At 70.4% G+C, this 13376-nt stretch carries 12 protein-coding genes; 6 read left to right on the forward strand and 6 right to left on the reverse strand.

What is annotated here, in order from left to right:
* Window positions 1-233 precede the first annotated feature (233 nt).
* On the forward strand, window positions 234-1073 hold the full coding sequence (locus tag G531_RS0116995) for an exodeoxyribonuclease III (RefSeq protein WP_026928139.1): 840 nt from the start codon (window positions 234-236) through the stop codon (window positions 1071-1073).
* Complete coding sequence (locus G531_RS0117000; protein ID WP_051215655.1) at window positions 1066-2112, forward strand: enoyl-CoA hydratase/isomerase family protein; 1047 nt, start codon at window positions 1066-1068, stop codon at window positions 2110-2112. Before G531_RS0116995 ends, G531_RS0117000 begins: the two co-directional genes overlap by 8 nt.
* A gap of 64 nt (window positions 2113-2176) precedes the next feature.
* Here G531_RS0117000 and G531_RS0117005 read toward each other — a convergent pair whose 3' ends face one another.
* The 3 genes from G531_RS0117005 to mptB all read right to left on the reverse strand — a co-directional run bounded on the left by G531_RS0117005 (window position 2177) and on the right by mptB (window position 7210).
* The gene (locus G531_RS0117005; RefSeq protein ID WP_026928141.1) at window positions 2177-3409 is read right to left on the reverse strand and encodes a bifunctional glycosyltransferase family 2/GtrA family protein; all 1233 of its coding nucleotides are present in this window, start codon (window positions 3407-3409) and stop codon (window positions 2177-2179) included.
* Between the two features lie 26 nt (window positions 3410-3435).
* The gene (locus G531_RS23615; RefSeq protein WP_035759566.1) at window positions 3436-5586 is read right to left on the reverse strand and encodes an ArnT family glycosyltransferase; all 2151 of its coding nucleotides are present in this window, start codon (window positions 5584-5586) and stop codon (window positions 3436-3438) included.
* A gap of 94 nt (window positions 5587-5680) precedes the next feature.
* The gene (gene mptB, locus G531_RS0117015) at window positions 5681-7210 is read right to left on the reverse strand and encodes a polyprenol phosphomannose-dependent alpha 1,6 mannosyltransferase MptB (protein ID WP_026928142.1); all 1530 of its coding nucleotides are present in this window, start codon (window positions 7208-7210) and stop codon (window positions 5681-5683) included.
* 315 nt (window positions 7211-7525) lie between these two features.
* Between mptB and G531_RS24895 the strand changes: the two genes are divergently transcribed.
* Both G531_RS24895 and G531_RS23625 read left to right on the forward strand, forming a co-directional pair.
* Entirely contained in the window at window positions 7526-8368 is an 843-nt protein-coding gene (locus tag G531_RS24895; RefSeq protein ID WP_051215656.1) for an SGNH/GDSL hydrolase family protein, read from the forward strand.
* Window positions 8369-8459: 91 nt separating this feature from the next.
* On the forward strand, window positions 8460-9377 hold the full coding sequence (locus G531_RS23625) for a ferredoxin family protein (protein ID WP_051215657.1): 918 nt from the start codon (window positions 8460-8462) through the stop codon (window positions 9375-9377).
* A gap of 8 nt (window positions 9378-9385) precedes the next feature.
* On the opposite strand, the gene G531_RS23630 is transcribed toward G531_RS23625, so the two are convergent.
* Genes G531_RS23630 through G531_RS23640 form a run of 3 tightly spaced genes read right to left on the reverse strand, consistent with a single transcriptional unit; the run spans window position 9386 to window position 10777 of the window.
* Window positions 9386-9718 (reverse strand): NADH-quinone oxidoreductase subunit I, encoded by a 333-nt coding sequence (locus G531_RS23630; RefSeq protein WP_081684229.1) that lies wholly within the window; start codon window positions 9716-9718, stop codon window positions 9386-9388.
* Complete coding sequence (locus G531_RS23635) at window positions 9715-10353, reverse strand: NADH-quinone oxidoreductase subunit C (protein ID WP_162143191.1); 639 nt, start codon at window positions 10351-10353, stop codon at window positions 9715-9717. Before G531_RS23635 ends, G531_RS23630 begins: the two co-directional genes overlap by 4 nt.
* Window positions 10354-10375: 22 nt before the next feature.
* Window positions 10376-10777 carry an NADH-quinone oxidoreductase subunit B gene (locus G531_RS23640; RefSeq protein ID WP_051215659.1) on the reverse strand — a complete coding sequence of 134 codons (402 nt, stop codon included), beginning with the start codon at window positions 10775-10777 and terminating at the stop codon, window positions 10376-10378.
* Between the two features lie 134 nt (window positions 10778-10911).
* On the opposite strand from G531_RS23640, the gene G531_RS23645 reads away from it, so the two are divergent.
* Both G531_RS23645 and G531_RS0117050 read left to right on the forward strand, forming a co-directional pair.
* Window positions 10912-12855 (forward strand): 2-oxoacid:acceptor oxidoreductase subunit alpha, encoded by a 1944-nt coding sequence (locus G531_RS23645; RefSeq protein ID WP_081684231.1) that lies wholly within the window; start codon window positions 10912-10914, stop codon window positions 12853-12855.
* On the forward strand, window positions 12855-13376 hold a 522-nt coding region (locus G531_RS0117050), incomplete at its 3' end, for a thiamine pyrophosphate-dependent enzyme (protein ID WP_248648750.1). The genes G531_RS23645 and G531_RS0117050, both read left to right, overlap by 1 nt.

Here is a 13376-nt window from a genome sequence, read left to right on the forward strand (position 1 = left end):
CGCGCCGACCCCACTGCCCGGCTCGCGGGTTCTCGTGCCTCCCGCGGGCCCTCGTGCCGGCTCGCAGGCCCTCATCCGGCCCGCGGGCCCTGCAGGGGCCGCGAAACCGAACCCAACCCGCGACACCCCAACCCGACCCGCGAACTCCACCTTGACCCGCGAACCGGGCCCACCCAACGCCCACCCTCCAGCGAGTCCGGCAGCCACCGAAAAGGTGGTCTAATCTTCCCCGCATGCGTATCGCCACCTTCAACGTCAACGGCATCCGGGCCGCCCAGCGCCGGGGATTCGGCGACTGGCTGGCGCGTACCGATCCCGACGTGGTCGCCCTGCAGGAGGTACGCTGCCCGCCCGAGCAGGTCCCCACCGAGGCGTTCGAGGGCTATCACTTCAGCTATGACGCGGGCAGCCTGGCCGGCCGCAACGGGGTCGCAGTGCTGACCCGCACCGAACCCGAAGCGGTCCGCACCGGGTTCGGCAGCCGGGAGTTCGACCACGAGGGGCGCTATATCGAGGTGGACCTGCCCCGGCTGACCGTGGCCTCGGTGTACATCCCCAAGGGCGGCACCCCCTACGAGGACGAGGCCTCGTTGGCCAAACACGAACGCAAGCTGCGCTTCCTGGACAAGTTCTCCCGCGAGCTGACCAAGTCCCGTCGCGCCGCGGCCCGGGCGGGCCGGGAGTTCGTGGTGATGGGCGACTTCAACGTCGCCCATACCGAACGCGACCTGAAGAACTGGAAGACCAACAAGAAGTCCGAGGGCTTCCTGCCGGTGGAACGCGACTGGTTCGGCTCGATCGTGTCCCCGCGGACGCTGACCGACGTGGTCCGCGACCTGCATCCGGGCACCGAGGGCCCCTATTCCTGGTGGAGCTGGCGCGGACAGGCTTTCACCAACGACGCCGGGTGGCGGATCGACTACCACCTCGCCAGCCGGGGCCTGGCCGAGCGCGCCGTCCGCGGCGGGACGATGCGCGATGACACCTATGACGCCCGAATCTCCGACCACGCGCCCGTCGTGGTGGACTATGACTTCACCCACCTCCCCGCGACCGGAGACCCCGATGAGTGACGCCGACATCCCCTTCCAGCCCGGCCGTACCCAGAGCACCAAGGTCCTGTTCGCCGAGACCGGAGCCCTGGGCCGGATCCTGTTGAACCGCCCGAAGGCCATCAACGCGCTGGACACCGACATGTGTCACGCGGTGAACGTACAGATGCACGACTGGGCCGACGGCGGGCCCCGCTACGTCTCGATCGAGGGCGCCGGGGACCGCGGGTTGTGTGCCGGAGGCGATGTGAAGGGGATCCGGGCGGCCCTGCTGGCCGATCCCGACAGCACCGCCGGCGTCGACTTCTTCCGCACCGAGTACGCGATGAACGCCGGGATCGCGCATTACCCGCGGCCGTGGATCGCGATCATGGACGGGGTCACCATGGGCGGCGGTCTGGGCATCTCCGCGCACGGCAGCCTCCGGGTCGTGACCGAGCGCTCGAAGCTGGCGATGCCGGAGACGCTGATCGGATTCTTCCCCGATGTCGGCATGCTGCATGTGCTGAACGGGCTGCCGGGCCTGTACGGGACGCACCTGGCGCTGACCGGGACCACCATCGACGGGGGCGCCGCACTGGCCCTGGGACTGGCCGACGCCGCCGCACCCAGTGGCCGGGTCGGATCCTTCCTGAACAAGGTGTCCGCCGGGATCGACCCGCAGGATCTGCTCGCCCACCGGACCTTCACCCTGGACTCCGACATCCTCGACAGCGCGGACTGGATCGATGAGTGCTACGCCGGCGGCTCGGCCGAGGAGGTGCAGGGCCGGCTCACGCAGCATGCCGACCCCCGCGCCCGGGAGGCCGGCGCCGCGATCGCCCAACGCTCCCCCTTCGCGGTCGCGGTGACCCTGGCCGCGCTGCGCCGGGCCGCCACGATGACCATCGACGAGGTGCTGGCCCAGGACCTGGTGCTGGCGACCAATTTCCTGCGCGAACCCGACTTCTTCGAAGGGGTGCGCTGCCAGCTGGTCGACCGCGGGCAGCAGCCCCGCTGGCGCCATCGCAGCCTCGCCGAGGTCCCGGCGCCCGAGGTCGACGCCATGTTCGTCGGTTGAACCCCGGCGTCGGTTGACCCCGGTCGTCGGTTGACCCCGGTCGTCGGCTGACTCGGCCCCCGGCCTACCGCGTCGCCCGCCCCCGCATCAGCAGCCGCAGCGTCAGGAACCGGACCAGGGTCGCGGTCGCATTCGCCACGGTGAGCACCACCAGCTCGGCCCACTGCGGCGGCGTACCCCCGTGCAGGGTGTGCAGCAGCACCAGGGACCCGCTGGTCAGGCCGAGTCCGACCCCGAACGCCAGCAGCCCGCCGGCATGGTCGGTGAGCAGCCCGGTGCGACCGCGTACCCCGAAGGTGAAGGCCCGGTTCGCCGCGGTATTGGCCACCGCGGTGATCACCAGCGCGATCAGATTCGCCGCCTGCGCGCCCATCGAGCCGCGCAGCACCCAGAACAGCAGGGCGTACGCCAGGGTCGAGGCGACCCCGATCAGCCCGAAGCGCAGGATCTGTCCGAGCAGACCCCGCGGTACGCCGGGCACCTCGGGTCCGGGCCGCCTGCGGTCGAGTTCGGCCCGGACCCCGTCCAGCGCGATCCGGCCGGAGGCGAACCCGCGTCCCAGCCGCCAGATGCCGCGCAGATCCTCCGTCGCGGTGGAGACGATATGCACCGTGGACCGTGGATCGTCGACCCAGTCGACCGGCACCTCGTGGATCCGCAGGCCGGCCCGCTGGGCCAGCACGAGCATCTCGGTATCGAAGAACCAGTTGTTGTCCTCGCACAGCGGCAGCAGCCGCTGCGCGGCCCGCCGGGTGATCGCCTTGAAGCCGCACTGGGCATCGGAGAAGCTCACCCCCAGCGTCCCGTGCAGCAGCAGGTTGTAGCTGCGCGAGATGAACTCCCGCTTCAGCCCGCGGACCACGTGGGAGTTGCGGGTCAGCCGGGTCCCGATCGCGATGTCGGAGTGGCCCGACAGCAGCGGTGCGAGCAGCGGCAGCAGGGCGGCCAGGTCGGTGGACAGGTCCACGTCCATGTACGCCAACACCGTGGCATCCGAGTCCAGCCACACCTGCTTCAGCGCCCGCCCGCGCCCCTTCTCGGCCAGGTGCACCGGGCGTACGCCGGGCAGCTCGGCGGCCAGCTGTTCGGCGAGCTGCCACGTGCCGTCGGTGGAGGCGTTGTCGGCGATGGTGATCCGCGCCGAGTAGGGCAGCTCGCTGGCCAGGAAGGCGTGCAGCCGCCGGACCGAGGCGGCCAGGTCACGCTCCTCGTTGTAGACCGGGATCACGATGTCGACGGCGGTGGCCGCCGGGGCCGGCGACCCGGCCGCGCCGGGAACCGAGGTGGCGAAGGTCATCGCATCTCCTGCAGATTCGGTGCGCATCAGTGCGCCGCCTGGGTGAGGTCGTACACGGTGACCGAGCCGATCGTGGTCGCGGTGTAGTGCGCGGCGACCCAGCTGCTGATCTCCGAGGCCGCCGAGGAGCCACCGTTCTGGCCCATCCGACCGCCCCGCTCGCCACCGCTGATGTAGTAGTGGATCCGGCCCTGTTCGACGTACTGCTGGAACTGGGCCAGGGTCGGCGCGGGATCCGAGCCGTTGAAGCCGCCGATCGCCATCACCGCCCGGTTGGTCGCCAGCTGGTAACTCGCCGCGTTCTGCGATCCGGTGGTGGCCGCCACCCAGGTATAGCTGTCGGCGTTGGCGAGCAGCGCCTGCTTCATCTCCGCCGACACCGTGGCCCCCTCCAGCAGGCCGCCGCCTCCGCCGCCGGGGTTCGGTGCGTCCGCTGTGGTCCCGTCCGGCAGCCCGTTGGGCGCCGGCATCCCGTTGGGTGCCTGCATTCCGTTCGGTGCGGGCATCCCGTTCGGCGGCTGCATCCCGTTGGGGAACTGCCCGCGCTGCCCGGTGCCGTCATCGAGACGGTCCCGCCCGTCCTCCCCCATCCGGCCGAAGCCGCCGCGTCCGCCCGGTCCGGAGGTGACCGGACCGGCGGTGACGATGGAGCCGTTGTGCGGGGTCGCCGCGGTGTTCAGGGCGTACGCCGTGGGCCCGGCGGCACCGGCCAGCAGCGCCGCGACCACCGCCACGGCGGTCAGGGTGGCGGGCATCCGTGGGGCCAGCAGCAGGACCACCGCCGCCCCCACCCCGAGCACGGCCGCCGCGATCGAGACGCCGAGGTAGATTCCGCCGGCCTTCGCCGCCAGCGCGATCCCCCAGCCGGCGGTCAGCAGCAGGGCGGCCGCGATCACGATCCGCGGCCAGCGCAGATCCCGATGGCGCCAGCAGATCACGAACCCGAGCACCGTGGTCGCGGCGATCGCCGGGGCCAGCGCGACGGTGTAGTAGTCGTGGTAGATGCCGGCCATGAAGGAGAAGGTCAGCGCGGTGACCGCGAGCCACCCGCCGTAGACGATCAGTCCGGCGCGCTGCAGCGCCGCCGGGGCCGGCTGTCCGGCCACCGGGTCACCGGTGAGCGGTTGGACCTTGCGGAAGGTCAGCACCAGCGCAGCCAGGCCGAGCACCACGGCGGCCGGAATCAGCCAACTGATCATCCCGCCGGAGACGCCGCCGAACAGCCGGGTGACCCCGGTGGAGCCCCACATCCCGCCGCCGCCGCCGAAGCCGCCGCCCCCGGGAGTGACCGAGCCGATCTCGTTGCCGGTGATCCGGCCCAGGCCGTTGTACCCGAAGGCGAGTTCGAGGAAGGAGTTGGTCTGCGATCCGCCGATGTAGGGCCGCCAGGAGGTCGGGACCAGTTCGACGATCGCGACGTACCAGCCCAGCGACACCAGCATCGCCACGAAGGCGATCAGCAGATGGATGATCCGCTTGGCCCAGCTGGTCCGCGCGCACAGCAGGTACGCCAGCACCAGGGCCGGCAGCACCAGGAAGGCCTGCAGCGTCTTGGCCAGGAACGCGAAGCCGACCGCGACCCCGGCCCAGGCCAGCCACTGCCAGCTGGCCCGTTGGACGGCCCGCACGGTGAAGTACGCGGCGAGCACCTGCAGGAACACCAGCAGCGCGTCGGGGTTGTTGAAGCGGAACATGAGCGTCGCCACCGGGGTGACCGCGAGCAACAGCCCGGCGGCCAGCCCGGCCCAGTGGGCCCCGGTCCGACTCATCCCCGCCCCCGCCGGGCCGAGCACCCGGCGTACGCTCAGCACCAGCAGCCAGACCGACCCGACCCCGAGCAGCGCCTGGGGCAGCAGGATCGCGAACGGGGACAGCCCCAGCAGCCGCACCGAGAGCGCCATCAGCCACATGGCCGCCGGCGGCTTGTCGACGGTGATCGAGTTGCCGGCATCCAGCGAGCCGTAGAAGAACGCCTCCCAGTTGGTCGCGCCGGCCTGGGCGGCCGCGGAGTAGAACGAGTTGGCCCAGCCGGAGGAACCCAGATTCACCAGGTAGAGGGCTGCGGTCAGCACCAGCAGCGCGGCCAGAGTGGCCGGCTGCCACCAGCGCTGAGCCAGCCGGCGGGCCGGGGACCCGGCGGCCTCGGCGGGCCCCGGGTGGGTTGCAATCGATGTCATGGCGCCACTCAACCCAGCGGCACTGTCCTGGGGCCGGGATCAGGCTGGGTCCCCGCTGTGAATGCCCACGCCGGTGCCGCGGGATCCCCGGCGGTCAGCTCGGGTCGCGGAAATGGGTCCGGTCGTGGCCCCACATCACCCAGGCGAAGGAGATCGCCGTGGCGATCCCGATCACGATCGCCACCCCGGACAGGCCCAGGCGTCCGTTCTGCACCGCGAAGTTGACCGTCGAGTACGCCATCAGCACCGCGGTGAGCCAGCAGGCGATCCGGAACAGCCGCCACGACGGCTGGGCCAGGGCGAAGAACGCGAAGGCCCAGGTGAAGTACCAGGGGTGGGCCGCCGGGCTGCCGAGCGCCAGCGCGGCCAGGGCGAAGGAGAGGAACCGGAACGGCTGACTCGGCGCATGCCGGGCGAGCAGGAACAGGATCACCAGCACGGTGATACCCATCCCGATGTTGCGGACCAGCGGCAGCACGTCGATCGCGGCCCGATAGAAGCCCAGTTGATTCATGATCAGCGAGGTGAGCTGACCGATCATGCTGCTGGGCGCGATGGTGGGCACCTGGCTGGGCACGTTCACCGCGCCGATCCAGCCCCAGCCCAGGCCCACCTGCTGGTTGATCAGGACGAACACGATCGCCACGACCAGGGTGCCCAGCGCCACCCGCCAGGCCGCCTGGCCGAGTCGCCCGAAGTAGCCCGGTTTCGGGTGGTAGTTCGGCAGCGCCAGCAGCGCCACCGGCACCACCGCCAGCACCCCGGGCACCTTGACCGCCGCGGCACAGGCGACCAGCCCGCAACCGAGCAGGAAGCGGCGCCGTTCGGCGGCGGCGATCGCCAGGCAGATGAACATCAGCATCAGCGCGTCGTTGTGCGCCCCACCGATCAGGTGGGTGATCACCAGCGGATTCGCCACCCCGAACCACAGCGCCTGCTGGGAGTCCACCCCGACCCGGGTCGCGATCCGCGGCAGGGTGTACGCCATCACCAGCACGCCGATCACCGCGGCGGCCCGCATCCCGAGCGCGGAGGACCAGTACGGCGACAGCCCGGTGACGTCGACGATGGCGTGGTTGATCACCAGATCCAGCGGGCCGTACGGGGCCTGGGTGAACCGCCACACCTCGACCACCTGGTCCGACCAGCGCCCCCCGATCGCGCCGGTGGGTTGGATGTAGGGGTTCTGCCCCAGGTGGAGCTGGAAGCCCTCGGCGGCATAGGCGTACGCGTCGTGGGAGAAGATCGGGGGCGCCATCAGCATCGGCAGCGCCCACAGCGCGATCACCGCCCGATACGGCACGGTGGCCAGCCCGTTGCGGGGCCGCAGATGGAACCAGGAGTCGAGCAGCAGCAGGACCCCGATCAGCCCGGCGGCCAGGCCGATCCAGGCGTACCAGGAGCGGAAGCCGCCGAGCAGTTCCCACCACGGGCTGTTCTCCGGGGTGTACGCGGGGGTCAGCGAGCCGAGCGCGATCAGCAGCGTGGCGAGCATGCCGCGGCGGACGTGCCGATTGCCGAAGGCCTCGACCAGGGCCGCGGTCACCCGGGCCCGGTAGCGCTCCACCGCCGCGCCGAACCGGTACACCCGAGGGTGCGAGCGGGTCAGCACGTCGACGTCCACGGGCCCTCCTCGCGATCGGTTGCACTCCTGCCAGGGAAACAGCCTAGCCAGTACGCCCGCCCCACCGGGACGACGGGAAACCGCAATGCTGGGAACTGGTTGTGAATCTGCTGATTTCCTTGACGCCGACCCTGATCGGTCGACAAGAATCTGTCCAGGTTCTCGCTCCCCGCCAGTTCGACCCCCGCCAGTTCGACCGTTGTACCCCGACACCCGCGTGCCGGGCCCGGTGCAGTTCCCTTCCCCGCAGTGATGCGCCGGTGGGTGCCGCATGAGTCTGTGTTCCTTTCGGTTCCCGTCCTGTTGGAGGATCCTGTGCGTAAATCTGTCCTTGCCGTCCTGGGCTCTGCCCTCGTCGCGTCCAGCGCTCTCACCGCCGTCCCGGCCGAGGCCGCCAGCTGGAATGCCAACTACGTCGCCTTCGGCGATTCCTATGCCGCCGGCAGCAACCTGCCCGACGCCAATGGCGACTGCTACGTCTCCCCCAGCGCCTACCCCACCCTGCTGAGCTCCCGAGCGACCAGCGTGGCCTGCTCCGGCGCCACGACGGCGGACCTGGCCGGCCAGATTGCCGCGGCCCGACAGATGTCGCCGGCGGCCAGCCCGAACGGGCAGCGCACCGTGTTCAAGGCCCAGCAGGTGACCCTCACCGTCGGCGGCAATGACGTCGGCTGGACCACCGTGCTGCGGGCGTGCCTCACCGATCCCACCGGCCAGGCCTGCCAGCAGGCCCAGGCGACCGCCGCGGCCGCGATCGCTCAGCAGCCGGCGCGGACCGCCGCCGCGGTGCAGCAGTTGCGGGCGGAGGCGCCCAATGCCCAGATCCTGGTGACCGGGTACCCGAAGCTGTTCCAGCCTGCGATCCCGACCGACCCCTGCAATATCGGCAGCGGCACGGTCGTCCCGGGAACCGCCGTGCTGCCGCTGGACGGGATGGCCGATCAGCTGAACGCGGCGATCGCCGCCGGGGTCGCGGCCGCCGGGGACGGGAGCGTGAAGTACGTGGCCCCCAGCACCTTCGACGGGCACGGCATCTGCAGCTCCGACGCCTGGATCACCGGCCTGGTCATGAACGGCGACTCCATCTCGCCGGTCAGCTTCCATCCGAACGCCGCCGGGCAGCAGGCGTACGCCGCCGCTGTGCGACCGGCCCTGTAACGACCCACCCCAGAAGGCGGCCGACCCCGAAGGGGTCGACCCCGAAACAGTGGCATTGACGCGCCCGCGGGGGTGCACCAGAATCACGAAGATGGTGCGCAAACCCGAATGTTCCCCCGCGGCGCTGGCCTCCGACGAACCCGCAGTGGGGACCGCCGCCGAGGCGGTCTGCTGGGTGGTGCTGGAGCAGCCCGGCCCCTGGGGGCGCGTCGCGGCCACCGAATCCCATCTGGATCCCGATCTGGGCCGATACCTGGATCGGGTGGTCGGGGCGGCGGGCGGCCGGTTCGCGCTGCTGCGGCAGGTCGGCGAGCACGCCGATGCCCATCGTCCCGATTTCCGGCCCCTCGTGCTGATCGCCGGGGGCCGGCCGGAGGCGCCCTGGTTGCTGCGGGGACAGCTCGCGGAGGCCGCCGATCTGTTCTCGCTGCCGACCGACCATCTGGGCGATGCCACCCCCGACGCCGTCCGCGCCGCACTGCCCGGCCTGGCCCCGGTCGCCGATCCGGTGCTGCTGGTGTGCACCAACGGCCGCCGGGACCTGTGCTGTGCCGCCTTCGGCCGCCCGGTGGCCGAGTCCGCCGCGGCCGCCCGGCCGGGTCGGGTGTTCGAGACCACCCATACCGGCGGACACCGGTTCGCCCCGACCGCGGTCCTGCTGCCGTCGGGCCAGACGTACGCCCGGCTCACCCCGGACACCGCGCTGGCCGCCCTCGATGCCGCCGACCGGGGCGAGATCGCGGTCGACCTGGCCGGCTCGATGCACGATCGGGGCCGCAGTGCGGTGCCCAAGGCCGGGCAGGCGGCGGAGTTCGCGGTCCGACATCTGCTCGGGGACCGCCGGCTGAGCGGGTACGCCGTGGCCGCCGAGGGCCCCGACTGGCGGGTCACCCGTGGCAGCGAGTCCTGGCTGGTCGAGGTGACCGGGGAGACCACCGAACGGGTGCGTCCTGAGTCCTGCGGCAAGGCCCCGGCCCCGGTGGTCGAATGGCGGATCCGGATCCGCTGACCCGCCGCTCAGGCGAGCTCGTCGATCCCGAAGGACAGCGCGTCCAGGCTCGGGCGCGGCGCCACGTGCGCACCATTCCATTCGAGGGCATCGAAGGGGCACTCCTCGACACAGATGCCGCAGTACATGCACAGCGACCAGTCGATGACGAACCGGTCGAGCACGTTCCGGGTCCGCGGCCGCATCCCGCGGCCGGTCTGCTGGGCCGGCGCCGTGGGGTCGACCTCGGTGTGGGAGTCGATCTGGATGCACCAGACCGGACACTCCCGGGCGCAGATCATGCAGGAGGTGCAGTTCTCCTCGATCAGCCGGATCTTGCCGTGGGTTCCGTCCGCCGTCATCCCCGGTCCTCTCGTGCTCGGTCCTCTCGTGCTCGGTCCTCTCGTGCTCGGTCGCCGCGTGCTCGCTCGCCTCGTGCTCGGTCGGCCCGGGCTCGCCGCACCCGCCCACCGGCCGCACTGGCGGCCACCTCCGCGGGACTGGCCGGTGCGGCGTCGGCGGCCCGATCGCCCCAGACCTCCGGGTCGGGAACCCCCGGTGGCACCATCCGACGCCGACCGGCCGCGGCCGCCTCGTCGCCGGGTTCCTTGGCCCCGGGCCAGCCGGTGACCGCCCGGGCGCCGAGGATCTCGTCCTTGCGCAGGGGGTACCCGGCGTACGAATCGGGCAGCAGCACCCGGCGCGGATCGCCCCCGCGGAACCGGATCCCGAACAGGTCGGCGAGTTCGCGTTCGGCCCAGGCGGCGCCGGCGAAGACCTCGCGCAGGGAGTCCAGCACCGGTTCCTGCCGCGGGATCCGGCACTCCAGTTGCAGCGGCACGGCCGTGGCGTCCTGCAGCCCCAGCACCACCCGGAACTGCTCGACCGGCAGTTCGTCGACACAGTCCAGCCAGTCGAAGAAGGTGTACCCGGCCTCCCGCGCGGCCCGGGCGCGATCCACCCACTCCGTTGGCTCAATTATGCTCTTTGTTGTCATGCTATCTTTGTTCAAGCTTGTTTCACCCCTGGAGGATCTCGTGGAAAGCATGCTCCAACGCCTCCGGTGGCGGCGGACACCCGGGCACGTACGCGGCCACCTCGCAGACCTGACCGATCCCCTTGGTCACCACGTAGGAGTCCCAGTAGGGCCCGCCGGAGGAGGCACAGGCCCCGAACGCCACCACCTGCGCCTGCGGCACCGCCTCGATGATCTCGCGGACCAGCGGCAGCACCGCATCGGTGACCGTGCCCGAGACGACGACGGCGACCCGATCCTGCGCGGTCACCTCGGCCAGTTCCACCACCTCACCCCGGACCGCCCGACCGGCGGCGGCCTCCACCTCCAGGGCGCAGCAGGTGAGGGCGATGTCGACCACCAGCAGAGACCGGTTGCCGTACCAATCCACACAGCGTACGGTCATACAAACTCCTGTATTTCGTTCTACACTTCGAAATATCGTCACAGCGTCCGTGACAAGCTTCACCTATTAGAAATTCAACTAATCGTATTACACTCGGCGGGTGCGTCCCCGAAAGCGGCGCAGGAGGAGTAGAGATGGCTGACGTTCAGACCCTGGACCGGGTGGTGATCCGGTTCGCGGGTGATTCCGGCGACGGGATGCAGCTCACCGGTGACCGATTCACCGCTGATTCTGCCGTGTTCGGCAACGATGTTTCGACCCTGCCGAACTTCCCCGCCGAGATCCGCGCTCCGCAGGGCACCCTGCCGGGCGTGTCGAGTTTCCAGCTCCACTTCGCGAACTACGACATTATGACCCCCGGCGACCGGCCGGACGTGCTGGTCGCGATGAACCCGGCGGCGCTGAAGGCGAACATCAAGGACGTGCCGCGGGGTGCGGTGATCATCGCGGACAGCGCGGAGTTCACTGCCCGGAACCTGAAGAAGGTCGGCTACGAGTCGAATCCGTTGGAGGACGGCTCGCTGGATTCCTACCAGCTGCACGCGATCGATCTGACCGGACAGGCGGTGGCCGCGGTCAAGGAGTTCGGCCTGACCCGCAAGGACGCCTCCCGCTCCAAGAACATGTACGCCCTGGGCCTGCTGTGCTGGCTGTACAACCGGTCGATCGAGGGCACCGAGAAGTTCCTGGCGCAGAAGTTCGCCAAGAAGCCGGAGATCCGCGATGCGAACATTGCCGCGCTGCGGGCCGGGCACGCGTTCGGGGAGACCACCGAGGTCTTCGCGCACAACTACGAGGTGGCCCCGGCGAAGCTGCCCGAGGGGACCTATCGGCAGATCACCGGGAACGTCGCGATGGCGTACGGGCTGGCGGTGGCCGCGCGCAAGAGCGGGTTGGAGATGTTCTTCGGGGCGTACCCGATCACCCCGGCCTCGGACGTCCTGCACGAACTGTCGAAGCTCAAGCGGTTCGGGGTATTGACCTTCCAGGCCGAGGACGAGATCGCCGCGGTCGGCGCCGCGCTCGGTGCCTCGTTCGCGGGCAAGCTCGGGGTCACCAGTTCCTCGGGTCCGGGGATCGCGTTGAAGTCGGAGACGATCTCGCTGGCGGTGATGACCGAGTTGCCGCTGGTCGTGGTCGATATCCAGCGCGCCGGGCCGTCGACCGGTCTGCCGACCAAGACCGAGCAGTCCGACCTGTGGCAGTCCCTGTACGGGCGGCACGGCGAGGCGCCGGTCCCGGTGATCGCGGCCCAGTCCCCGGCCGACTGCTTCAATGCCGCGATCGAGGCGACCCGGTGGGCGGTGAAGTACCGGACGCCGGTGATCGTGCTGTCCGACGGCTACAACGCCAACGGCGCCGAACCGTGGAACCTGCCCGACATCGCCTCGATCGAGCCGATCGAGCCGAACTTTGCGACCGAGCCGAACAGCACCGATGCCAAGGGCAAGCCGCACTTCCAGCCGTACCTGCGCGACGAGGAAACCCTCGCCCGGCCGTGGGCGATCCCGGGCACCCCGGGCCTGGAACACCGGCTCGGCGGGCTGGAGAAGGACTCCCGGACCGGGAACATCTCCTACGACCCGGAGAACCACGATCTGATGGTGCGGACCCGGCAGGCCAAGATCGACGGGATCGTCCGGGACATCCCCGACCTGACCGTGGACGATCCCGACGGCGCCAAGGTCCTGGTGCTCGGCTGGGGCTCCTCCTACGGTCCGATCACCGCGGCCGTACGCCGGGTCCGGGCCCAGGGCGGCAAGGTCGCCCAGGCCCATCTGCGGCACCTGAATCCGCTGCCGGCCAACGTCGGGGAGATCCTGCGGTCCTACGATCGGGTGATCGTGCCGGAGATGAACTCCGGGCAGCTCGCGATGGTGCTCCGCGCGAAGTTCCTGGTCGACGTGGAGTCCTTCGACCGGATCCGCGGCCTGCCGATCTCGCTGTCCGAGCTCGCCACCCACCTGTCCGATCAGGTCGAGGTTTCTTCCCCGCTCAATGAGGAAGAAGCCAACGAGGAACCGATCGACGCCACCCACGAGCCCCGCCACGAGGGCTTCCACACCAAGGAGCAGTGATGACTGCCACCAATCACGCAGACCCGCAGCACGCCGACCACACGCACGCCGAGATCGGGCAGACCTCGGAGTACGCAGGTCTGGCGAAGGTGCCGTTGTCGTTGACGCCGTTGAACCGGAAGGATTTCACCTCCGATCAGGAGGTCCGCTGGTGCCCCGGCTGCGGGGACTACGCCGTGCTGGCCGCGTTCCTCGGGTTCATGCCCGAGCTCGGGATCAAGCGCGAGAACACCGTGATCATCTCCGGGATCGGCTGCTCCTCCCGCTTCCCCTACTACGTCGACTCCTACGGCATGCACTCCATCCACGGCCGCGCCACCGCGATCGCGACCGGGGTCGCGACCGCCCGCGAAGACCTCGGTGTATGGGTCGTCACCGGCGACGGGGACGCCCTGTCGATCGGCGGGAACCACCTGATCCACGCCCTGCGCCGCAACGTGAACATGACCATCCTGTTGTTCAACAACCGGATCTACGGGCTGACCAAGGGCCAGTACTCCCCGACCTCCGAAATCGGGAAG

Origin of the sequence: Granulicoccus phenolivorans DSM 17626 = NBRC 107789 = JCM 15570 (assembly GCF_000423085.1) — a bacterium.
Classification (GTDB): Bacteria; Actinomycetota; Actinomycetes; order Propionibacteriales; family Propionibacteriaceae; genus Granulicoccus; species Granulicoccus phenolivorans.